We start from the raw sequence: 20,446 nt of genomic DNA on the forward strand, positions 1-20,446 counted from the left end.
GCCGTTCTAGCCCATCCATTCCTCGATCAGGTCACGGATTTCGTCGGGCGACAGGCTGTCGGCGACGACCTGCTCCTCAGCAGGGTCGCCATGAGGCAGGGTTTCGGGAGAAAGGGCGCTTTTCACGTCTTGCTTGTCCACCATGGTGTATCGAACCGCCCGAACGAGGGAAGCCGAGACGCGGTTGCGCACGCCCTTCCGGGCGGACGCGGATTTCGGTAATGCGGCGCGAGTCGTCCCGCCTGGAGGAAACCGAATTCCATGAATCGCCGTCTCGTCCTGGGCGCCGCCGCCGCGGCCGCCCCCGCCGCCCTCCTGGCGGCCCCTGCCGTCGCCCAGACCCATCCCGAGGTGCGCTGGCGCTTCCAATCCTCCTTCCCCCGCAACCTGGACGTGCTCTACGGCACGGCGGAGCGCATCGGGAACCGCGTCGCGGCGCTGACGGAGAACCGGTTCCGCATCACGCCCTTTCCCGCCGGCGAGATCGTGCCGGGGCTGCAGGTGCTGGACGCGGTGCAGAACGGCACCATCGAGTGCGGCCACACCGCCTCCTACTGGTATATCGGCAAGGAGCCGGGCTTCGCCTTCTTCACCGCCGTTCCCTTCGGGCTGAACACCCGCCAGCTGACGGCCTGGCTGCGCCACGGCGGCGGCAACCAGTTCGCCGACCAGCTCTTCGCCGACTACAACATCGTCGGCTTCCCGGCCGGCGACACGGGCGCGCAGATGGGCGGCTGGTTCCGCAACGAGATCCGCTCCCTGCAGGACGTGCAGGGGCTGAAGTTCCGCATCTCCGGCCTCGCCGGGCGCGTCTTCCAGGCAATGGGCGCGGCGCCGCAGCTCACCGCCCCGGCCGACATCTACCCGGCGCTGGAGCGCGGCGTGATCGACGGGACGGAGTTCACCGGCCCGCACGACGATGAGCGCCTGGGCTTCTTCCGCGTGGCGCGTTTCTACTACGCCCCGGGCTGGTTCGAGCCGGCGGCGCGGCTGCACATGATGACCAACCGCCGCGCCTACGAGGCGCTGCCGCAGCTCTACAAGGACGCGCTGCAGATCGCCTGCGCCGAGGCGGATAGCGAGATGGTGAGCCGCTACGACCACCTGCACCCGCAGGCGCTGCGCCGCCTCGTCGCCGGGGGCGCGCAGCTGCGCTTCTACCCGCGCGAGGTGATGCAGTCGGCCTGGCGCGCCAACGAGGCGCTGATGGCCGAGCTCGCCGGGCAGAACCAGCGCTTCCGCACCATCTGGGAAAGCTACCGCCCCTATCGCGCGGAGCTGTTCCAGTGGTTCCGCGTGGCCGAGAACTCCTTCGACAACTTCGCCTTCGCCGCCACCGCGCAAGGCGGCTGATGGGCGGCTGACGCCTTCCTTCCGGCCGTATCGGGAAAGCCGCGCCAGCCCTGGCGCGGCTTTCTGCGTTAGGCCCCCAGGCGCCGGCTCACTGCCGGGTCAGCATTGGATTGGAGGATGTGTATGTTCCAGAAGCTTTGCATGGCGGGCGGCTTGGTGGCCCTTCTCGGCACCGCGGCCTGCACCAACCCCTATAGCGAAGGCCAGCGCGCAGCCGGCGGCGGCCTGATTGGCGCGGGCGCGGGCGCGGCGGTTGGTGGCTTGGCCGGCGGCGGCTCGGGTGCGGCGATCGGGGCGGTGACTGGCGGCGCGGTGGGCGCGGCCACGGGCGTGCTGACCACGCCGCAGCGCCGCTACTGAAGGCGTGCGGGGCCGCTTCGGCGGTCCCGCTGCATGCGCAGGCCCCAGGGCGGAACGTGATCGTCGGAGGAAGGGCGACGCGGGATGCCAGGCATATCGGGGTGCAGTGCGCCAGATCGCTGGAGAGTGAGAGGGCAGCGACGGCAACCCCGCGTCTGAGACAATAATGTCACAGGAGGGGTTCCGGTTGCATCAAGCTTGTTTCATCTTCCCGCCGTGCCACCAGTTCCTCCCGCGATCCACTCGACCCTTTCCTTCGCTGGCCTCATCCTGGCCATCGAGCGCGCCACGCTGTATGCCGTCCCGGCTCCGCGCCTGCGATTCCTGGGGCCGCTGGTGCTGCGCGCCTTCCATGGCGGGACCGGCCGCGCCAATGCCGCCGTTTCGCTCTCTCCCGACCCCGTCTCCGACCCGGCGGCGATGCTGGAGGAGGTGCGGCGCTTCCATGGCGCGTGGGGCATCCGCCCACGCCTGCGCTCCACGCCGCTCGACCCGCCCGGCCTCGTCGAGGCGGCGCGAGAGGCAGGATGGCGAGAATACGACGAATCCCTGGTGCTGCACGGTCCGCTCGCCCCCGTCGCGCGACCGGAGGCGGCGCTGGAGGTGCTGGCCGCGCCGGAGGAGCGCTGGATGGCCGTGCTGGCCACCGCGGAGCATCAAGTGGAAGCGCGTCGGCGCGAGAAGCGCGAAGGCGCGGCGCTGATGACCGTGCCCTGCGCCTGGCTGCTGCCGGAGGATGCGGCGAGCCTGTTCGTGGTGGCTGACGGTCCGCTCTGCGGCATCTTCGACCTTGCGGTGCGGCCGGAGGCGCGGCGGCGGGGCCTGGCGCGGCGCATCGTGGCAGCCGGCGCCGACTGGGCCATCGGGCAGGGCTGCACCCACGCATACTTGCAGGTGAGCGCGACGAATGACGCGTCCATCGCGCTCAACACCGGAATGGGGTTTGGGGAAAGCTACCGCTACCGGTATCTTTCCCCCGAATGACGGGTTTCGCCGCCGCCGGAAATTTTACGGCAGAAGGATGGTCGAGCCGGTGGTCTTCCGGGCCTCCAGGTCGCGATGCGCCTGGGCGGCTTCGCGCAGCGGGTAGCGCTGGTTAATGGCGATCTTCACCGCGCCCGAGCCGACCACGTCGAACACGTCCTGCGCCGCGGCGACCAGATCCTCGCGCTTCGCCGTGTAGGTGGCGAGCGTCGGCCGGGTCAGGAAGAGCGACCCCTTGGCGGCAAGGATGCCGATATCCACCGGCGGGACCGGGCCAGACGCGTTGCCGAAGGAGACCATGACGCCGAAGGGCGCGAGGCAGTCCAGCGAAGGGATGAAGGTGTCGCGCCCGACGCTGTCATAGACCACGGGCAGCATGGCGCCGCCGGTGATGCGCTTCACCGCCGCCGGCAGGTCCTCGCCGGCCAGCACCACGTGGTCGGCGCCGTTTGCGCGCGCCAGCTCCGCCTTCGCCTCGGTCGAGACGGTGCCAATCACCGTGCAGCCGAGGTGCTTGGCCCATTGGCACATGATCAGGCCGACGCCGCCCGCCGCGGCGTGGACCAGGATCGTCTCCCCCTCCTTCACTCGGTAGGTCGAGCGCAGCAGGTACTGCGCGGTCATGCCCTGGAGCATGAAGGCCGCCGCCTGCTCGAAGCTGATGTTGTCCGGCAGCTTGACGAGACGATCCGCCTTCAGCGTCCGCGCCTCGGCATAGGCGCCGATCGGGCCGGTGGCGTAGGCGACGCGGTCACCCACTGCGACTTCGCTGACGTCCTCGCCCACCGCCTCGACCACGCCGGCGGCTTCCATGCCGATCGTCGCCGGCAGGGCGGGCGCCTTGTAGAGGCCGGTGCGGAAGTAGACGTCGATGTAGTTCAACCCGACGGCGTGCTGACGCACCAGCGCTTCGCCCGGCTTGGGACGGGGGAGCGGCACTTCCTCCCACTGCATCTGCTCGGGGCCGCCATTTTCGTGAATGCGGATCGCGTGGTTCATGCCGGGGTTCCCCGTGTGATGGACAAGGATTGGGCCTCCAAGGCCAAGAGAAATCGTTTGGTATCCAACCCACCATCGCCGGAATAGCCCCCCGCGCCGCCATCCGCGGCGATGACCCGATGGCAGGGGATGATGATGGGGATGGGGTTGCGGCCATTGGCCTGACCCACCGCGCGCGGGGCCGAGCCGACCTCCCGCGCCACCTCCAGATAGGAACAGGTGGTGCCGGAGGGGATGCGGCACAAAGCCGCCCAGACCCGGCGCTGGAAGGCGGTGCCGTGGGGCGCGAGGGGCAACTGGAAACTCGTCCTCTCGCCATCGAAATAGGCGTGGAGCTGGTCGCGCGCCGCCTCGAGGAGGGGCGTCGCTTCCTGGTCGCGCCCACGGCCCCAGTCGAGCGCGACGATGGCGCCCTCCTCCTCCGTGACCGTGATTTCGCCAAGCGGGGTGTGGAGCGACAGCTGCGGCATGGCACGGATGCAGCACTGCCGCCCACCGGGCGTCAAGCGTGAGGAACACGGAGGCCGGGGCTGGGCGGGACACGCCGCCGCACCTAGATCGGGGCATGGACCAGCCCGACCCGCCCCCCTTCTTCCGTGCCCATGTCTTCGTCTGCTGCAACCGCAGGCCGGACGGCCACAAGCGCGGAAGCTGCGCCGCGCGCGGCAGCGAGGCGCTGCGCGACTACATGAAGGCGCGCGCCAAGGAACTCGGACTGAAAGGCGTGCGCGTGAACCAGGCGGGCTGCCTGGATCGCTGCGAGTTCGGCCCCACCCTTGTCATCTATCCGGAAGGCGTCTGGTACCAGGTCCGCACCCGCGAGGAGGTGGACGAGGTGCTGGAGGCGCATCTCGTGAAGGGCGGGCGCGTGCCGCGGCTGATGCTGACGGAGACGCATGTCGCCTGACACCGTCTTCGCCCTCGCCTCCGGTGCGGGGCGGGCGGCGGTGGCGGTGCTGCGGATCTCCGGCCCGCGCAGCGCGGCGTTGCTGGAAGCGCTGGCCGGACGCCTGCCGGCGCCGCGCATGACGACGTTGCGGCGGCTGCGCCACCGCGGCGAGGCGCTGGACCGGGCGCTGGTGCTCTGGTTCCCGGGCCCCGGCTCCTTCACCGGCGAGGACTCCGTTGAGCTGCACCTGCATGGCGGCCCCGCCGTGGTGGCCGCCGTGTCCGAGGCCCTGGCCGATCTCGGTGCCCGACCGGCGGAGCCGGGGGAGTTTACGCGCCGCGCCTTCCTGCATGGCAAGCTGGACCTGACCGCGGCCGAGGGCATCGCCGATCTGGTCAGCGCAGAGACGGAGGCGCAGCGGCGTCAAGCGCTGCGCCAAGCGGAGGGCGGGCTGGCGACGCGCGAGGCCGCCTGGACGGGGCAGCTGCTGCGTCTCCTGGCGCGCCAGGAAGCCTTCATCGAATTCGAGGACGAGGATCTGCCGCACGACCTGGACATCCGGGTGACGACGGAGGCAGCAGCGCTGCGGCGCGAGCTGGAAGCTTCCCTGGCGGAGTCCGCACGCGAGGAAAGGCTGCGCGAAGGGCTGTCCATCGCCATCCTGGGTGCGCCCAATGCCGGCAAGTCGTCGCTGCTGAACGCGCTGGCGGGGCACGAGGCGGCCATCGTTTCCGCCCGCGCCGGAACCACGCGCGACGTGGTGGAGGTGCGGCTGGTGCTGGGCGGCGTCCCCGTCACCTTGGCCGACACGGCTGGGCTGCGCGAGGCGTCGGACGAGATCGAAGCGGAGGGCGTGCACCGCGCCCTCGCGCGTGCGGAGCGTGCGGCCCTGCGCCTGCTGGTCTTCGCCGCCGACACCGCCCCGGACGCCGCGACCCTTTCGTTGCGCGACGAGGATGCGCTGCTGGTGGGCAGCAAGAGCGACCTCGGCCCGCCGGTGCTCGCGGGTGCCTTGCCGGTCTCCACCACCACGGGCGAGGGCCTGCCGCTGTTGCGCGCGGCGCTGGAGCGGGAGGCGGCGCGCCTGGCAGGAATGAACGAGGCGGCGGGCCTCACCCGTCCACGCCACCGCGCCGCGATCGGCGAAGCGGTGTCCTGGCTTGCCCATTTGGAAACGGCGCCCTTGCCCGAATTGCGCGCCGAAGCCTTGCGCGCGGCGCTGCGCGCGCTGTCGCGGCTGACCGGGCGCGTGGACGTGGAAGCAGTGCTGGATCAGGTCTTCGGCGAGTTCTGCATCGGCAAGTGAATGTGGTAGATGCCGCGCCCATGTGGGACGCGGCGTATGATGTGGTGGTGATTGGCGGAGGGCATGCCGGCTGCGAGGCCGCCGCCGCCGCCGCGCGTTGCGGTGCCCGCACCTTGTTGCTGACGCACGACCTCGCGCGCCTCGGCGAGATGTCCTGCAACCCTGCGATCGGCGGCATCGGCAAGGGTCATCTGGTGCGCGAGGTGGATGCACTGGATGGGCTGATGGGTCGCGCGGCCGACGCGGCCGGCATCCACTTCAAGCTGCTCAACCGCTCCAAGGGGCCGGCAGTGCGCGGGCCGCGCGCCCAGGCGGACCGTGCCCTGTACCGCACGGCCATCCAGGGGCTCCTGGCGGCGCAGGACGGGCTGACCTGCGAGGCCGACGCGGCCGAGGACCTGATCCTGCGCGACGGGCGCGTGGAGGGCGTTGCGGCGGCATCGGGCCGACGCATCCGCTGCGGGGCTGCCGTGATCACCAGCGGCACCTTCCTCCGCGGCGTGATCCATGTCGGGACAAAGCGCATTCCGGCCGGGCGCGTAGATGAGGCGCCCTCGGTCGGGCTGGCGCTGACGTTGGAGCGGCTCGGCTTGCCACTCGGTCGCCTAAAGACCGGGACCCCGCCGCGACTGGATGGCGACACGATCGACTGGGCGGCGCTGGAACGCCAGGAGGGCGATGCGGTGCCGGAGCCGCTCTCCGTCCTCACCCAGCGCATCACCAACCCGCAGGTCGCCTGCGGTATCACCCACACCAACCCGAACACCCACGCCATCATCCGCGAACACCTGCATCTTTCCGCCGTTTATGGCGGGCGGATCGAGGGGGTCGGTCCGCGCTACTGTCCTTCGGTGGAGGACAAGGTGGTGCGCTTCGCGGACAAGGAACGCCACCAGATCTTCCTGGAACCCGAAGGCCTCGACGACCGCACCGTCTATCCCAACGGCATCTCCACTAGCCTTCCCGAAGAGGTGCAGGCGGCGATGATCGCGAGCATGGCGGGGCTGGAGCGCGCGGTGATCCTGCGCCCCGGCTACGCCATCGAATACGACCATGTGGACCCACGGGCCCTGCATCCTTCGCTGGAATGCCGCAACCTCGTCGGCCTGTTCCTGGCCGGGCAGATCAACGGCACGACGGGGTACGAGGAAGCGGCAGCGCAGGGGCTGCTCGCTGGCGTGAACGCTGCGCACCGGGCTGGCGGCAGCATGGAACCTCCAGCGGTCCTCGCGCGCGGCGAGGCCTATGCGGGCGTCATGGTGGATGACCTGACGTTGCACGGCGTCAGCGAACCCTACCGCATGCTGACGGCCCGAGCAGAACATCGCCTTGCGCTGCGGGCCGACAATGCGGCGATGCGCCTGTCGCACCACGGCGAGGCCTGGGGCTGCATCGGATCGGAGCGGAGAGCCGCGCACGGCCGGTTCGCGGCGGCTTGCATGGAGGCGCTGACACGGGCGCGGCAGGAAGGGGCAACGCCGACGCAGTTTTCCGCGGCCGGCGCCCTGGTGAATCAGGATGGCCGCCGCCGCAGCGCGCTGGAGGCCCTGTCGCTGCCCGGCGTGACGCCTGAGGCGGCTAAGTGCCTCTTCCCCTGGCTTCGCGATCTGGACGGCTGCGTTCGGACTTGGCTGGAGGCAGAGGCGCTTTATGCACCCTATCTGGAGCGGCAGGAGCAGGAGCGGCAGTGGTTGGCGCGCGAGGAGCGGACGTCGATCCCCCGGGGCCTTGACTTTGCCATGGTTCCTGGACTTTCCCGGGAGATGCAGGATCGCCTCAGCCGCGCCCAGCCGGACACATTGGGGCGTGCAGGCCGCCTGCCGGGCATCACGCCCGCTGCCCTTGCCGCACTCGCCGTCCACCTCCGCCGACAAGGGACTGTTTCACGTGAAACAGCCTGAAAGCGTTTCACGTGAAACAGGGGGGGCGTTGGAGGCCTACGAGGCACTGATCCGCGAATGGAACCCGCGCATCAACCTCGTCAGCCCACGCGACGTCCCGAGCCTGCGTGCGCGTCATATCGAAGATTGTCTGCAGCTTCTGCCGCTCCTGCCGGTTGACGGCCCCGCCGCCGACCTCGGCTCTGGGGCCGGACTGCCAGGCATCGTCATCGCGATGATGCGAAGGGCGCCACTCCATCTGGTCGAGTCAGACCGTCGCAAGGCGGCCTTCCTGCTGGAGGCGGCGCGGCGCTTCGACCTGCCGCATGTCACCGTCCATCCTGCGCGGATCGAGGCCGTCCAACTGCCTCCGCTCGCCGCCGTGACCGCTCGCGCCCTGGCTCCGCTTGCCGTTTTGCTGGGCCATGCCCATCGCCTCCTTGCGCCCGACGGCATTGCGGTCTTTCCGAAGGGCCGCAACGTCGATGCGGAGTTGACGGAGGCTGCGCCACACTGGTTGATGCGGGTGGAGCGGTTCCCGAGCCGCGCCGCGCCCGACTCCGTCCTCCTCCGCCTCAGCGAGATCCGCCCTGCCGGTGCCTGACCCGAAACCCTGCCGCATCCTTGCCCTCGCCAACCAGAAGGGGGGCGTGGGCAAGACCACCACGGCGGTGAACCTCGCCGCCGCGCTTGCGCTGCGGCACAAGGTGCTGCTGCTTGACCTCGACCCGCAGGGCAATGCTTCCACGGGCCTTGGCCTGCCGCGCTCCGACCGCGCGCCAGGCAGCCACGCGCTGCTGACGGAAGGTCGCCCCCTGGCCGAGGTGACGCGCCGCACCGCCATCGCCAATCTTTCCGTCGTGCCCGCCGATCCGGACCTCGCCGGGGCTGAGTTGGAACTGGCCGACATGGAGGGGCGCGAGGCCCGCCTGCGCCGGGCGCTGACCTCCGGCTCGGAGGCGCTTCGCGGCGTCGAATGGGTGCTGCTCGACTGCCCGCCCTCGCTTGGCCTGCTCACGCTCAACGCGCTGGTCGCCGCCGATTCCGTTCTCGTGCCGCTGCAGACGGAGTTCTACGCGTTGGAAGGCGTGTCGCAGATCGTGCAGACGCTGGAGCGCGTGCGGCGCGGCTTCAATCCGGCGCTGCGGTTGGAAGGGATCGTGCTGACCATGTTCGACCGCCGCAACAACCTTTCCGAGGCCGTGGCGGGCGACGTGCGCGGCGTGTTTGGCGAGCAGGTCTTCGACACGGTGATCCCGCGCAACGTGCGCGTCTCCGAGGCGCCCTCGCACGGCATGCCGGTGACGCTCTACGACCCGCGTTCCCCGGGCGCCGAGGCCTATGCCAAGCTGGGCACGGAACTGGTGCGCCGCCACCGCGCGCGCCTCAGGCAGGGGGCACCGGCATGAGCCAGAAGCCGCGCGGCCTCGGCAAGGGTCTCCAGGCCCTCTTGGGCGAGGCCGCTTCCGCTGTCGCCACCACGCCCGGCACCGGGTTGCGCAACCTTTCCGTCTCGGCGATGGAGCCCGGGCCGTTCCAGCCACGCGAGGCGATGGACGAGGCGGCGCTGGAGGAACTCGCCGCCTCCATGCGCGAGCATGGCGTCCTCCAGCCCATCCTGGTCCGGCCTGCCAAGGGTGATCCGTCGCGCTTCCAGATCATCGGCGGCGAGCGTCGCTGGCGCGCGGCGCAGCGCGCGGGGCTGCACGAGGTCCCAGCCCTGGTGCGCGACTTTTCCGACCGCGAGGCGATGGCCGCCGGCCTGGTCGAGAACCTGCAGCGCCAGGACCTGAACGCGCTGGAAGAGGCGGAGGGCTATGGCCGACTCACGCAGCAATTCGGCCTGACGCAGGACGCCCTGGCAAAGATCGTCGGCAAGAGCCGCCCGCACGTCGCCAACACGCTGCGCCTGCTCAACCTGCCGGAGCGCGTCCGCGACCTCCTGCGCGATGGGGCGCTGACCGCCGGCCATGCCCGCGCCCTGCTCACGGCGCGCGATCCGGAGGCGCTGGCCCTGGCGGTGGTGGATCGCGGCCTGAACGTGCGCCAGGCCGAGGCGCTGGCCGCTTCTCGCGAAGTGCCGCCCCGCGCGCCCCGCGCCGAGCCTGATGCCGAGACGCGCCGGCTGGAGCGGGACATCTCCATGCGGATCGGCCTGAAGGTCAGCATCCGCCATGGCGGCAAGGGTGGGCAGGTGGTCCTGTCCTATCGCGACCTCGACCAGCTCGATGGGATCGTCCGCCTCCTCACTCCCTGATGGAGGCGTGCACCATGTTGCTCAGCCGCTCCATGCGGGCGACGTGGAATTCCTCGTCCGCGCGGGTGTTGGACAGGAAGGCGAAGGATACGCCGGAATCCGGGTCGCCCCAGCAATAGGACGAGCCGACGCCGCCATGGCCGAAGCTGTCGGGGTGCGCCAGCGTGCCGATGCCGCGGATATGTGCCGTGGTGCCGCGCAGATGCGGTCCCAACCCGCGATGCATCGGGATGCCGTTATACTCGTCCACCCGGTCGCCCGTACGGTTCCGCAACGCGTATTGGATCACCCGGCGCGACAGGATCGGCGCGCCGCCCGCCAGCAGGCATTGATAGAAGGCGGCCATGGCCCGCGCCGTGCCGTAGCCGCCGCCGCCCGGCACGCCGGCCGCGCGATGCGCCGCACCGCATTCGGGCTGACGCGGCGTCCCGTCCGGGTCGTGCATGTCGGCGGCGCGGGTCTGTTCCCGCTTCGGCAGGCCCACGAACAACTCCCGCTCCAGCCCCAGCGGCGCGATCAGCCGGCGGCGCAGGAATTCGCGATGATCCTCCCCGGCGACGGCGCGGATCACCGCCGCCGCCACCCAATGCGCCGAGGCTGGGTGGTAGCGCACCCGCGACCCGGGCTCCCACTCCAGCGGGAAGGCGCAGACCGTGCGGCGCAGCGCCTCGGGGTCTTCCCAGCATTCCTCGGGGATGGCGGCGGAGGGAAAGCCCCCCTGGTGCGTCAGCAGCTGGACGAAGGTGATGTCGCCCTTGCCCCCGGCCTCGAAGCCCGGCAGGTGCCGCGCGATGGGGTCGGTCAGCGAGATCACCCCGTCTTCCGCCAGTGCCCAGAGCCCGGCCGCCGTCACCACCTTGGTGTTGGAGTAGAGCAGCCACAGCGTCTCGTCGGTGGCGGCACGGCCCTTCGCCGCCTCGCCGAAGCTGCGGAACAGCGCGATCTTCCCATGCCGCGCCACCGCCAGCTGCGCGCCGGGGTGCCGCCCCTCCGCGATGTCGGCCTCCACACGCCGGCACATCCGCTCCAGCCGCGCGGCGTCAAGCCCGACCGCATCCGGCGTGGTCTCGGGGAGGGGAAAATCCATGGGGCGCGTCCTTCCTGCTTGCCTGCATCAGGCCAGGAGGCGCTAGGCTGGACAAGAGCCGGCAGGCCCGGCTCCAATCAACGACAGAAAATCGCTGTTTTTCCCCAGGAGGAATCTACAAGACAATGCGTGCAAACCGCCGAACGCTTCTCGCCTTGCCGGCCCTCGCCCTGGCCGCCCCTGCGGCGCGGGCGCAAACGAACTTCCCGGACCGGGCAGTCCGCTACATCGTGCCCTTCACCCCGGCTGGCCTCACCGACATCATGGCGCGCCTCGTTGCGCAGCGCCTCGGCGAGGCCTGGGGCAAGCCCGTGGTGGTGGAAAACCGCGCGGGGGGCAACGCGCTGATCGGCGCCGATGCCGCCGCCAAGTCGCCACCGGACGGGCACACGCTGCTCGCCATCACCCTCACCCATGCGGTGAACGTTTCGCTCTTCCCCAACGCGCCCTATCGGCTGGAGCAGGATTTCACCCCCGTCTCGCTGCTGGGCTCGCTGCCCCTCGTCATCGTGGTGAACAGCAACTCACCACTGCGGACCCTGCCGGATTTCCTGCAGCATGTCCGCACGCGGCAGACCAATGCGGGTTCTTCCGGCAATGGCTCGCCGCCGCATCTGGGGCTGGAGCTGGTGCGCCGCGTCGCCGAAGCGGGGGGCAACATCACCCACGTGCCGTATCGCGGCGGCGCGCCAGGCGTCACCGACCTCGTCGCCGGCAATCTCGACTTCATGGTGTCCAACCTCCCGGAGTGCTTGGCGCAGATCCAGTCCGGGCGGCTGCGCGGCCTCGCCATCACCGGGGCGGAGCGGCACCGCCTCGTCCCGGACATCCCGCACGTGGCGGAAGCAGGTGCGCCCGGCCTTGCCATGACCAATTGGACGGCCATGCTGACCAACAGCGCCGTGCCGCGCCCGGTGCTGGGGGAGATCGAGCGCGCCACCCTGGCCGCGATCCGCGACCCCGACACCAGACGCCGCGCCGAGGAAGGCGGGTTCGACGTGCTGGGCTGGGACAGCGATCGCTCCAAGACATTCCTGACGGAAGAGGTGCAGCGCTGGGGGCGGCTGGTGCGCGAAGCCGGGATCCGGGTCGACGCCTGACGCTGGACGCGGGACGGCATCCGCGCTTGAAGCTTCGGCATGGTTCGCCTGCCCCTCGCCGAAGCCCAACGCCTCGCCGCCCGCGCCCTTGAGGCGGCGGGGGCCAGCCCCGCCATGGCCCGCTCGGCCGCCGCTGCCCTCGTGGCGGCCGAGGCTGAAGGGCAGGGCGGGCACGGGCTGTCGCGCATCGCCCAGTATGCGGGCTTTCTCCAGGAAGGCCGCGCCGACGGGGCGGCGGTGCCGCGCGTCGTGCGCGAGAAGGGCGGGGCGGCACTGGTGGATGCGGGGAACGGCCTTGCCTTTCCCGCCCTCGACCTCGCGGAGCGGGAGGCAGAGAAGCGCGCCCGCGCCCAGGGCGTCGCCTTTGTCGCCGTGACCAACAGCCACCATGCCGGCGCCATGGCCCTTCCGGTGCGGCGCCTCGCCGAGGCGGGGCTGGTGGCGCTGGCCTTCACCAACTCGCCCTATGCCATGCCGGTGCCGGGCGGGAAGCGGCCGCTGCTGGGCACCAACCCGGTGGCTGCCGCCTTTCCGCGCCGCGCGGCCGCGCCGCTCGTGGTGGACCTCGCCCTGTCGGAGGTGGCGCGCGGCAAGATCATGGTCGCCGCCAAGGAAGGCCGCCCCATCCCGGAGGGCTGGGCGCTGGACGGCGCGGGCCAACCCACCACCGACGCGAAGGCCGCGCTGGACGGCGCCATGCTGGCCATGGGGGGCACCAAGGGCGCGGCCCTGGCCCTGGTGGTGGAGATCCTCTGCGTCGCCCTCGGCGGCGCCGCCTTCGGCTTCGAGGCGGACAGCTTCTTCGCCCCCTCGCCCAACCCGCCGCGCCTGGGCCACGCCCTGCTGGCCATCGACCCCGGCGCCCTGGCCGGGACCGATGCCTTCCTCGACCGGATGGAGGCGCTGGTTTCCGCCATGCTGGGTGACGAGGGGGTGCGCCTGCCCGGATCCCGCCGCGACGCCCTGCGCGAGGCCGCCGCGCGCGACGGCATCCCGGTTCCCGACGCGTTGCTCGCCCATGCATGAGGAGCGCCACCCCGCCGAGCGCCGCGCGGCGCAGCGCGACTTCCAGCGCATCTGCGGCGTCAACGCCGTGCGCGCCCTGTTCCTGCGCCGGCCGGAGCAGGTGCTGGCGCTGAACTACGTGGAGGCGCGGCGCCCTGTCGCCGGCCCGCTGTGCCGCTACCTCGCCCGCCACCGCCGCCCCTATGACGAGGTTCCGCCGGACCGCCTCGCGCGCCTCGCCGGGACGGAGCACCATGGCGGCATCATGGCCCTGGCGGCCCTGCGAAGGGCGGAGCCCCTGCCCATGCCGCCGCCGCCCGTGCTCTTCGCCGGGCGGGTGCTGCCCGTGCTGGACGGGATCGGCAACCCGCACAATCTCGGCGCCATCGCCCGCACCGCCGCCTTCTTCGGCGCCCGCGCCATGCTGCTTTCCGGCGATGCGCGCCAGGCCGACCTGTCCGACGCCGCCTTCCGCACCAGCGAGGGCGCGCTGGAGCACCTGGCCGTGTTCCGCGCCGAAGACCTCCCCACCACGCTGCGCCGCCTGTCGGGCCAGTTCCTCGCCGTCGCCGCCGTGGCGCGCGGCGGCGTCCCGCCCGAATCCATCCCGCGCAGCAAGCCCATCGCCCTCGTGCTCGGCAACGAGGAAGGCGGGCCGCTGCCCGGCACGCTGGAGGCCTGCGGGGCGCGCGTGACCCTTCAGGGTTCCGATCTGGTGGAAAGTCTCAACGTCGCCGCCGCAACCGCAGTGCTGCTGCACGCCTTGCGCTCCTGATGCTTGAGACGGACACGGAGAACGGCGTCCCGGTCCTGCGCTTCTCCGGCCGGCTCGACGCCGCCGCCGCCGCCAGCACGTGGCAGGCGGCGCACCGCGCGGCGCGCGGGCGCTTCGTGGTGGATGCGCGGCGCGTGGAGGCGATGGACTCCGCCGGCGCCGCCCTGCTCGCCGGGCTGGGCGAAGGCGCGGAATGGCGGGAGCCGGAGGCGGAAGCGCCGCGCCTCGTCCTGCGCCGGTTCCGCGCCGGGCTCGAGCGCGTCTCGCCGCCCGCCGCGCCGAAGCCCCTGCCCTGGCTGGCGCAGATCGGCGCGCCCTTCGTGGCGCAGGCCGGCGGGCTTCGCGAAAGGCTGCGCTTCCTGGGCGAGACGGTGCTGGCGGGCAGCGCCACCGCGCTGCGCCCCTGGCGCCTGCGCTGGCGCGAGGTGGTGCGCCACCTGGACGAGGCGGGCACGCGCGCCTTTCCGCTCTGCGTCCTGCTGGGCGTGCTGATCGGCGTGATCCTCGCCTTCCAGTCCTCCATCCCCATGCGCCAGTTCGGCGCGGAGATCTTCATCCCGCAGCTGGTCGGCATCTCGCTGGCGCGCGAGCTCGGGCCGCTCCTCGCCTCCATCGTGCTGGCGGGCCGCACCGCCTCGGCCTATGCGGCAGAGCTTGGCACCATGAAGGTGAACGAGGAGGTGGACGCGATCCGCACCATGGGCCTCGACCCCGTCGCCTGGCTGGTGCTGCCGCGCGTCGCCGCGGCGATGATGGTCATGCCGGTGCTGGCGCTGGTGATGACCGTCACCGGCATCGTCGGCATGGGCATCGTCATGGCGACGCTGGGCTACCCGCCCGTCGCGGTGGCGAACCAGTTGCGGCAATGGCTGAGCCTGGGCGACGTGACGGGCGGCCTCGCGAAGGCCGCCGTGTTCGGCCTAGTCATCGGCTATATCGGCTGCCGCTCGGGGCTTTCGGCGGGGCGCGGGCCGCGCGCCGTGGGCGACGCGGCGACCATGGCGGTGGTGGGCGGCATCGTGTCGCTCGTGGTGCTGGACGGCCTCTTCGCCGTGCTCTTCTTCCGGCTGGGCTGGTGATGACGGAAGCGGTGATCCGGGCCGAGGACGTCGCCATGCGCTTCGGGACCAACACCGTCTTCCAGGACGTGTCCTTCGAGGTGCGGCGCGGCGAGATCTTCGTCATCCTCGGCGGCTCGGGCTGCGGCAAGTCCACGCTGCTGAAGCTGCTGATCGGGCTGATGCCGCCCAGCGCGGGCCGCATCGCCGTGCTGGAGGAGGAGATCGCGCGGCTGGCCGGACAGGCGCGGCGCGACCTGCTGCGCCGCATCGGCGTGATGTGGCAATCGGGCGCGCTGCTCGGCTCGCTCAACCTGCTGGAGAACGTGATGCTGCCCATCGAGGCGCACACCGCCCTGCCCGACGACGCCCGCGCCCTGGTCGCGGGCTCCAAGCTCGGCCTCGTCGGGCTGGGCGACGCCACGACGCGCCTGCCGGCAGAGATCTCCGGCGGCATGGTGAAGCGCGCCGGCATCGCCCGCGCCATGGCGCTCGACCCCGAGATCCTGTTCCTGGACGAGCCGAGCGCGGGGCTCGACCCCATCACCTCGGCGGGCCTCGACGAACTCATCCTCTCGCTGGCGCGGGAAACCGGCACGACCTTTGTCGTGGTGACGCACGAGCTGCAATCCATCCTGGCCATCGGGGATCGCTGCATCATGCTGGACAAGGAGGCGCGCGGCATGATCGCGGAAGGCGACCCCAAGCGGCTGAAGGAGGAATCCACGCATCCCACGGTGCGCGCCTTCTTTCACCGGGAGGCCCTGTAGATGCCGTCGATGCGGCGCATCCAGGCCTCGGTCGGCGCGCTCGTCCTCGTGGGCGCTGCGCTGCTGACCGGCGTCGTGCTGTTCCTGACCGGCGACCGGCTGCGCAGCGGCGACAGCGTCTTCGAGACCTATTCGCGCGAAAGCGTGCAGGGTCTCGAGACCGGCTCGCCCGTGCGGTACCGCGGCGTGCAGGTGGGGCGCGTGACGGAGATCGGCCTCGCCTCGGCCGAGTATCGCCGCACGCGCGGCGAGGCCTTCGCCAGCGGCTTCCAGCTGGTCTTCGTCCGCTTCGCCGTGGATTTGTCGCGGGTCGGCGACATCCCGAGCCTGCCCGATGCGGTGAACGAGGGACTGCGCGCCCGCCTCGCCACCCAGGGCATCACCGGCGTCGTCTACATCGAGCTGGACTACGTGGACCCGGAGCGCTTCCCGCCCGGCTGGGTGCCGTGGGAGCCGCGCTTCCCGGTGATCCCGGCCCAGCCCTCCACCACCGCCCAGGTGCAGAGCGCGGCGGAGACGCTGCTGCGCCGCTTCGAGAACGTGGATGTCACCGGCATCCTGGAGAACCTCAACGGCCTCCTCACCGATCTGCGCTCCCGCGTGCAGGAGGGCGACATCACCGCGGTGCTGCGCGACGCCTCGGCGCTGCTTTCGGAGCTGCGCGGCCAGGCGCAGCGCGCGGACCTGCCCGGGGCGGTGGATGAGATCCGTGGCGCCGCCGCCGGGGTGCGCGGCCTGACCGAGGGCCGCGACGTGCGCGAGGCGCTGGCGGCGCTCAACGGCGCCATGGCCGATCTGCGCCGGACCACGCAGGTGCTGCCGCGCACGGTGGGGCGCGTCAATGCGACGATCGGCGACGTGCAGGCCGACCTCGCCCCCATCCTGCGCGACCTTCGCGCCGCCACTTCCAACCTGCGCGAAACCACGGAGGCGCTGCGGCGCTCACCCTCCCAGTTGCTGTTGGGCGCGCCGCCACCGCCGGACCGGAGACGATGAACCGACGCCACCTCCCCCTGCTCCTGCTTCTCTCGGGCTGCTCGGTCCTGCCGAGCCGCCCCTATATCGAGACGCGGCGCTACGCCCTCGATCCCCAGCGCGAGGGGCGGCCGCGGCGCTCGCAGGGGCAGGCGCTGCTGCTGCGCTCGGTTTCCGCGGGGCCGGGTCTGGATTCACGTGGGCTGCGGCGGCTGCGTCCCGATCACTCGCTGGAGGTCGCGCCCTATGACGAATGGGTCGGCCCGCCGGCGGAGCTGGCGGAGTCGGCGCTGCGCGACTGGCTGCGGGAAAGCGGCCTGTTCCCCGCCGTGGCGGCACCGGGGACGCGGCTCGCCGCGCCGCTGGTGCTGGAGGCGGAGCTGACGCGGCTGGAACGCTTCGGCACGGTGGCGCGGGCCGGGATGGGCGCGCTGCTGCTGCGCAACAGCGCCAACCCGATCTCCGCGCCGCAGGTCCTGGCCCAGACCGTGGTGGAGGCCGAGGTTCCCGTTTCTGGCACGGAGCCCTCGGACGAGGCCACCGCGATGCGGGCCGCCCTGGGCCAGTCCTTCGCGCGGCTGGAGCAATGGCTGGCCACCAACATCCCGCGCGGCAACGCTGCGGCGTCCCGGCGCCGCTGAGCCGGATTAGCCGGCGGCCTGGACCGCCCGCGCCGCCGAGGCCATGCGGCCGAACACCGCGTGCGCGCCGTTGCGGCGCGACAGGCTCAGCCCCAGCCGCCCAAGGAAGCCGGGATCGGCCTCCAGGATCTCCTCCGGAAGGCGGTCGTCGAAGATGCGCAGCAGCATGGCCAGCACGCCCTGCACGAAGGCGGCGTCGCTGGCGGCGCGGAAGCGCAGCCGCCCGTCCTCGACCCCGCTGACCAGCCACACGCGCGACTGGCAGCCCGTCACGCGGTTGGCTTCCACCATCTCTCCCGGCGCGAGGGGCTCCAGCTCCCGCCCCAGTTCCATGAGCCAGCGGTAGCGGTCATCCTCCTCGTCGAAGAAGGACAGGTTCTCCTCCAGCTCGGCGACGGTGTCCTCGACCGTGGGGCGCGCCATCAAACCGACTTGGCGAAGGCCACCAGGCGCTCGCTGGCCTCGGCCTTGTCGATCTTCTCGATCGCCGCGTATTCCGCCGCCAGACGCTCCAGCGCCTGCTCGTAAATCTGCCGCTCGCTGAAGGATTGGTCGGGCTGGCCGGCATTGCGCTGGAGGTCGCGCACCACCTCCGCGATCTGGATCGGATCGCCCGAGTTGATCTTCGCCTCGTATTCCTGGGCGCGGCGCGACCACATGGTGCGCTTGATCCGCGCCTTGCCCTTCAGCGTGTCGATCGCCGCCTCGAACTCCACGGGCGTGAACAGCTTGCGCAGCCCGGCCGTCGGGATCTTGTTGACCGGGACGCGCAGCGTCATCCGGTTCTCCTCGAAGGTGACGACGACCATCTGCAGCGCGTGGCCGGCGGCCTCGATCGTCTCGATGCCCTGCACCTGGCCGACGCCATGGGTCGGGTAGACGACATGGTCGCCCGCCTTCAGCTCCACCTTGGCGGCGGGCGGGCGCGGCGGCGCGGCCTGGCCCTCGGCGAAGCCGGGACGGCCGGGGCTGCGCACGGCGAAGGAGGGCGGCGCGCCCGGGCGGCCCATGCCGGGCCGCGCGGGGCCGGTCGGCGCCGCGACGATGATGGTGGGGCGCGGCGCGGGCGGCGCCTCAGGCGGCGCGGCCTCGGCGGCCGGGGCTTCCGGCATCGGCGCCTCGGGCTTCTTCGGCGCCTCGGCCTTGCGGGCGGGCTTGGGGGAAGGGGCCTCGGTCTTCCTGGGAGGGGTCACGGGTGGGGAAACTGCCTTGGACTGGACCGAAGCCGCTTTCGGCGGGGCCGGGGCGGGCTTCGGGGTGACGGGGTGCGGAGGAGTGGGCTTCGGAGCGGCGCTCTTGGCCGGGGTGGTCCGGGTGGCGGGGGCGGCGGGTTTCGCCGCCGGGCGAGGCGGGGTGGGCCGGGGCGTCGCGGCCTTCGGCGCCGGGGACTTGGTGGCCGGGGCCGGCTGGGCCCTGGCCGACGGGGCCTTGGCGGGCGCGGCCTGCGCCTTCAGCTTTTCCTTGGCCGGCTTGCCCGGCTTCGTGGCAGGCTTGGGCGCGGCAGCCCGCGCCATCGGCTTGGGACGCCGGGAGGATGGCGGGGGCGGGGCCTTGGCGGTCTTGCTCGGGGCCTTGCGGGCGGTGGCCATGGGGCTCTCTGCTCCTTGGGTGCCGAACGGATTGGGGGGCCGGTCCGGTTGCCCCGGACCATGCCATGCCATCCAGCCAAGGTAGCACAAAAACCGCCCCGGGTCACGCCCGGCGCGACATTGCCCTCAGGGCTTGCCGGGCTCGGGGCTGAACAGCGCCTTCTTGCCGGGCTTGTCCTTCCATTCATCCGCGTCGGGCGGCGCTTCGCCCTTGCGGGTGATGTTGGGCCAGCTCTGCGCGTAGTCGCGGTTCAGCTCCGCCCAGGGGGTCGCGCGGTCGTCGCTGTCGGGAAGGATGGCCTCGGCCGGGCATTCCGGCTCGCACACGCCGCAATCGATGCACTCGTCGGGATGGATGACCAGCATGTTCTCGCCCACGTAGAAGCAGTCCACGGGGCAGACCTCCACGCAGTCCATGTACTTGCACTTGATGCAGTTCTCGGTGACGACATAGGTCACGGGCGCACTCCGGGAAGGCGGCGATGGCGGGTGATTTGGACCCTCGCGCGGGGCCTGTCCAGCGGGCGCAGGTCAGCCCTCCTGCGCGATCTCCTCATACAGCGCCTGCGCCTCGGAAGCGGGGCCGCGCCGTTCGCCGAGGTCCAGCACGCGCCACACCCGCACCCGCTCGCCCAGCGCGAAGGTCAGCACGTCGCCCACCCGCACCCGCGCATGCGCCTTGGAAACGGTCTGACGGTTCAGCCGGAACCCGCCCGCCTCGATCAGCCGGGCGCAGGCCCCCTTGGTCTTGGCGACGCGCGCATGCCAGAGCCAGGCGTCGAGGCGCAGGAAATCCTCCGGGACTTCCGTCACGCGGCGCTGCTCCCCAGCGGGGATGCGCCCCCTTCCTGCCCAGGGACCATGCGCCCCTATTGTCCCGGGGATGCCCGGCTTCGTCCAGCTTCGCGACGCAGGATCCTGCGGCGCGAGCCGGATGAAATGGGCGCTCGTTCCCCTGCTTCTCGCCCTGCGGCTGTTCCAGCCGGGCACCGAGGTCCCCTCCTGGACACGGAAGCCCCCTGCCCCGCGCGGGACGCGGCGCCTGGGCGCTGGAGGAGCGCTGCGCCGCCATCCGCCTCCGCGCTAGCTCACTTGAGCTTCAGCTTCAGCAGCGCCGCGAAGGGGCTGTCCTCCGCCGTGGTGGCCGGACGGTCCTCGTGGAAGGTGCGCGTCTCAGGCCCGCCCTTGCCGAAGCGGTCGTCGCGGTCGCGGCGCGGCCGGTCGTCCCGCCGGGGGCGGTCGTCGCGGCGCCCTTCCTGGCGCGGGCCTTCGCCCTGGGGGCGCGGCGGGCGGTCGCCCTGCGGACGGTCGCCCCGATCCTCGCGGCGCGGGCCGCCCTTGCCGGGGAAGGGGCGGTCGCGGCGCGGGCCGCGATCGGGCCGGGGTCCACGCGCCTCCTGCGGAGCCTCGCCCGCCTC

At 71.9% G+C, this 20,446-nt stretch carries 26 protein-coding genes; 17 read left to right on the forward strand and 9 right to left on the reverse strand.

The features are described from left to right. Positions 1-6: 6 nt before the first annotated feature. The gene (locus tag OF850_RS21250; RefSeq protein ID WP_301592334.1) at positions 7-192 is read right to left on the reverse strand and encodes a hypothetical protein; all 186 of its coding nucleotides are present in this window, start codon (positions 190-192) and stop codon (positions 7-9) included. Between the two features lie 69 nt (positions 193-261). Here OF850_RS21250 and OF850_RS21255 point away from each other — a divergent pair, with 69 nt between their 5' ends. From OF850_RS21255 to OF850_RS23810, 3 genes are all read left to right on the forward strand, one after another. After that, positions 262-1,353: a TRAP transporter substrate-binding protein gene (locus OF850_RS21255; protein WP_301592335.1), complete on the forward strand. Its 1,092-nt coding sequence runs from the start codon at positions 262-264 to the stop codon at positions 1,351-1,353. Between the two features lie 123 nt (positions 1,354-1,476). Further along, complete coding sequence (locus tag OF850_RS21260; protein ID WP_301592336.1) at positions 1,477-1,713, forward strand: hypothetical protein; 237 nt, start codon at positions 1,477-1,479, stop codon at positions 1,711-1,713. 216 nt (positions 1,714-1,929) lie between these two features. Continuing rightward, the gene (locus OF850_RS23810) at positions 1,930-2,697 is read left to right on the forward strand and encodes a GNAT family N-acetyltransferase (RefSeq protein WP_301592337.1); all 768 of its coding nucleotides are present in this window, start codon (positions 1,930-1,932) and stop codon (positions 2,695-2,697) included. Between the two features lie 24 nt (positions 2,698-2,721). Here the strand turns inward: OF850_RS23810 and OF850_RS21270 are convergent, their stop codons facing one another. Together OF850_RS21270 and OF850_RS21275 are read right to left on the reverse strand one after the other, a co-directional pair. Then, positions 2,722-3,696: a quinone oxidoreductase family protein gene (locus OF850_RS21270; protein WP_301592338.1), complete on the reverse strand. Its 975-nt coding sequence runs from the start codon at positions 3,694-3,696 to the stop codon at positions 2,722-2,724. Next, positions 3,693-4,166, reverse strand: coding sequence for a methylated-DNA--[protein]-cysteine S-methyltransferase (locus tag OF850_RS21275; protein ID WP_301592339.1), 474 nt, complete (start codon positions 4,164-4,166; stop codon positions 3,693-3,695). Before OF850_RS21275 ends, OF850_RS21270 begins: the two co-directional genes overlap by 4 nt. A 38-nt stretch (positions 4,167-4,204) precedes the next feature. On the opposite strand from OF850_RS21275, the gene OF850_RS21280 reads away from it, so the two are divergent. Genes OF850_RS21280 through OF850_RS21305 form a run of 6 tightly spaced genes read left to right on the forward strand, consistent with a single transcriptional unit; the run spans position 4,205 to position 10,028 of the window. Continuing rightward, positions 4,205-4,603, forward strand: coding sequence for a (2Fe-2S) ferredoxin domain-containing protein (locus OF850_RS21280; RefSeq protein ID WP_456314594.1), 399 nt, complete (start codon positions 4,205-4,207; stop codon positions 4,601-4,603). Next, positions 4,593-5,891, forward strand: a complete 1,299-nt coding sequence (gene mnmE, locus OF850_RS21285) for a tRNA uridine-5-carboxymethylaminomethyl(34) synthesis GTPase MnmE (protein WP_301592340.1) — start codon at positions 4,593-4,595, stop codon at positions 5,889-5,891. Before OF850_RS21280 ends, mnmE begins: the two co-directional genes overlap by 11 nt. 20 nt (positions 5,892-5,911) lie before the next feature. Beyond that, the gene (gene mnmG, locus OF850_RS21290; protein ID WP_301592341.1) at positions 5,912-7,792 is read left to right on the forward strand and encodes a tRNA uridine-5-carboxymethylaminomethyl(34) synthesis enzyme MnmG; all 1,881 of its coding nucleotides are present in this window, start codon (positions 5,912-5,914) and stop codon (positions 7,790-7,792) included. 28 nt (positions 7,793-7,820) lie between these two features. Then, complete coding sequence (gene rsmG / locus OF850_RS21295) at positions 7,821-8,375, forward strand: 16S rRNA (guanine(527)-N(7))-methyltransferase RsmG (protein ID WP_301592342.1); 555 nt, start codon at positions 7,821-7,823, stop codon at positions 8,373-8,375. Next, on the forward strand, positions 8,362-9,180 hold the full coding sequence (locus tag OF850_RS21300; RefSeq protein ID WP_301592359.1) for a ParA family protein: 819 nt from the start codon (positions 8,362-8,364) through the stop codon (positions 9,178-9,180). Before rsmG ends, OF850_RS21300 begins: the two co-directional genes overlap by 14 nt. Continuing rightward, a complete protein-coding gene (locus tag OF850_RS21305; protein ID WP_301592343.1) occupies positions 9,177-10,028 on the forward strand; it encodes a ParB/RepB/Spo0J family partition protein in 852 nt (283 codons plus the stop codon). Before OF850_RS21300 ends, OF850_RS21305 begins: the two co-directional genes overlap by 4 nt. Here the strand turns inward: OF850_RS21305 and OF850_RS21310 are convergent. Beyond that, positions 10,018-11,115: a serine hydrolase domain-containing protein gene (locus OF850_RS21310; RefSeq protein WP_301592344.1), complete on the reverse strand. Its 1,098-nt coding sequence runs from the start codon at positions 11,113-11,115 to the stop codon at positions 10,018-10,020. The genes OF850_RS21305 and OF850_RS21310 overlap by 11 nt on opposite strands. Before the next feature lie 125 nt (positions 11,116-11,240). Between OF850_RS21310 and OF850_RS21315 the strand changes: the two genes are divergently transcribed. From OF850_RS21315 to OF850_RS21345, 7 genes are read left to right on the forward strand one after another with little or no spacing between them, the layout of a single operon-like run. Continuing rightward, complete coding sequence (locus OF850_RS21315; protein WP_301592345.1) at positions 11,241-12,215, forward strand: Bug family tripartite tricarboxylate transporter substrate binding protein; 975 nt, start codon at positions 11,241-11,243, stop codon at positions 12,213-12,215. Between the two features lie 39 nt (positions 12,216-12,254). After that, complete coding sequence (locus tag OF850_RS21320) at positions 12,255-13,241, forward strand: Ldh family oxidoreductase (RefSeq protein ID WP_301592346.1); 987 nt, start codon at positions 12,255-12,257, stop codon at positions 13,239-13,241. After that, positions 13,234-13,995 (forward strand): TrmH family RNA methyltransferase, encoded by a 762-nt coding sequence (locus OF850_RS21325; protein WP_301592347.1) that lies wholly within the window; start codon positions 13,234-13,236, stop codon positions 13,993-13,995. The genes OF850_RS21320 and OF850_RS21325 overlap by 8 nt, the downstream gene beginning before the upstream one ends. After that, positions 13,995-15,074, forward strand: coding sequence for an MlaE family ABC transporter permease (locus OF850_RS21330; protein ID WP_301592348.1), 1,080 nt, complete (start codon positions 13,995-13,997; stop codon positions 15,072-15,074). Before OF850_RS21325 ends, OF850_RS21330 begins: the two co-directional genes overlap by 1 nt. Further along, positions 15,074-15,823 carry an ABC transporter ATP-binding protein gene (locus OF850_RS21335; RefSeq protein ID WP_301592360.1) on the forward strand — a complete coding sequence of 250 codons (750 nt, stop codon included), beginning with the start codon at positions 15,074-15,076 and terminating at the stop codon, positions 15,821-15,823. The genes OF850_RS21330 and OF850_RS21335 overlap by 1 nt, the downstream gene beginning before the upstream one ends. Continuing rightward, positions 15,824-16,819 (forward strand): MlaD family protein, encoded by a 996-nt coding sequence (locus tag OF850_RS21340; RefSeq protein ID WP_301592349.1) that lies wholly within the window; start codon positions 15,824-15,826, stop codon positions 16,817-16,819. Continuing rightward, positions 16,816-17,439, forward strand: a complete 624-nt coding sequence (locus tag OF850_RS21345; protein WP_301592350.1) for an ABC-type transport auxiliary lipoprotein family protein — start codon at positions 16,816-16,818, stop codon at positions 17,437-17,439. The genes OF850_RS21340 and OF850_RS21345 overlap by 4 nt, the downstream gene beginning before the upstream one ends. Before the next feature lie 6 nt (positions 17,440-17,445). Here OF850_RS21345 and OF850_RS21350 read toward each other — a convergent pair whose 3' ends face one another. Both OF850_RS21350 and OF850_RS21355 read right to left on the reverse strand, forming a co-directional pair. Continuing rightward, positions 17,446-17,862 (reverse strand): SufE family protein, encoded by a 417-nt coding sequence (locus OF850_RS21350; RefSeq protein ID WP_301592351.1) that lies wholly within the window; start codon positions 17,860-17,862, stop codon positions 17,446-17,448. Next, positions 17,862-18,632, reverse strand: a complete 771-nt coding sequence (locus OF850_RS21355) for a CarD family transcriptional regulator (RefSeq protein ID WP_301592352.1) — start codon at positions 18,630-18,632, stop codon at positions 17,862-17,864. Before OF850_RS21355 ends, OF850_RS21350 begins: the two co-directional genes overlap by 1 nt. A 16-nt stretch (positions 18,633-18,648) precedes the next feature. On the opposite strand from OF850_RS21355, the gene OF850_RS21360 reads away from it, so the two are divergent. Then, positions 18,649-19,113: a hypothetical protein gene (locus OF850_RS21360; RefSeq protein WP_301592353.1), complete on the forward strand. Its 465-nt coding sequence runs from the start codon at positions 18,649-18,651 to the stop codon at positions 19,111-19,113. A gap of 41 nt (positions 19,114-19,154) precedes the next feature. Here OF850_RS21360 and fdxA read toward each other — a convergent pair whose 3' ends face one another. The 3 genes from fdxA to OF850_RS21375 form a co-directional block, all read right to left on the reverse strand. Further along, on the reverse strand, positions 19,155-19,487 hold the full coding sequence (gene fdxA, locus OF850_RS21365; RefSeq protein ID WP_301592354.1) for a ferredoxin FdxA: 333 nt from the start codon (positions 19,485-19,487) through the stop codon (positions 19,155-19,157). A gap of 72 nt (positions 19,488-19,559) precedes the next feature. Further along, positions 19,560-19,841, reverse strand: a complete 282-nt coding sequence (locus tag OF850_RS21370) for an RNA-binding S4 domain-containing protein (RefSeq protein WP_301592355.1) — start codon at positions 19,839-19,841, stop codon at positions 19,560-19,562. 275 nt (positions 19,842-20,116) lie between these two features. Then, positions 20,117-20,446 (reverse strand): hypothetical protein (locus OF850_RS21375; protein ID WP_456314600.1); only part of this gene is annotated, 330 nt, incomplete at its 5' end.

Source organism: Sabulicella glaciei (assembly GCF_026183895.1).
In the GTDB taxonomy this organism is placed as follows: Bacteria; Pseudomonadota; Alphaproteobacteria; order Acetobacterales; family Acetobacteraceae; genus Roseococcus; species Roseococcus glaciei.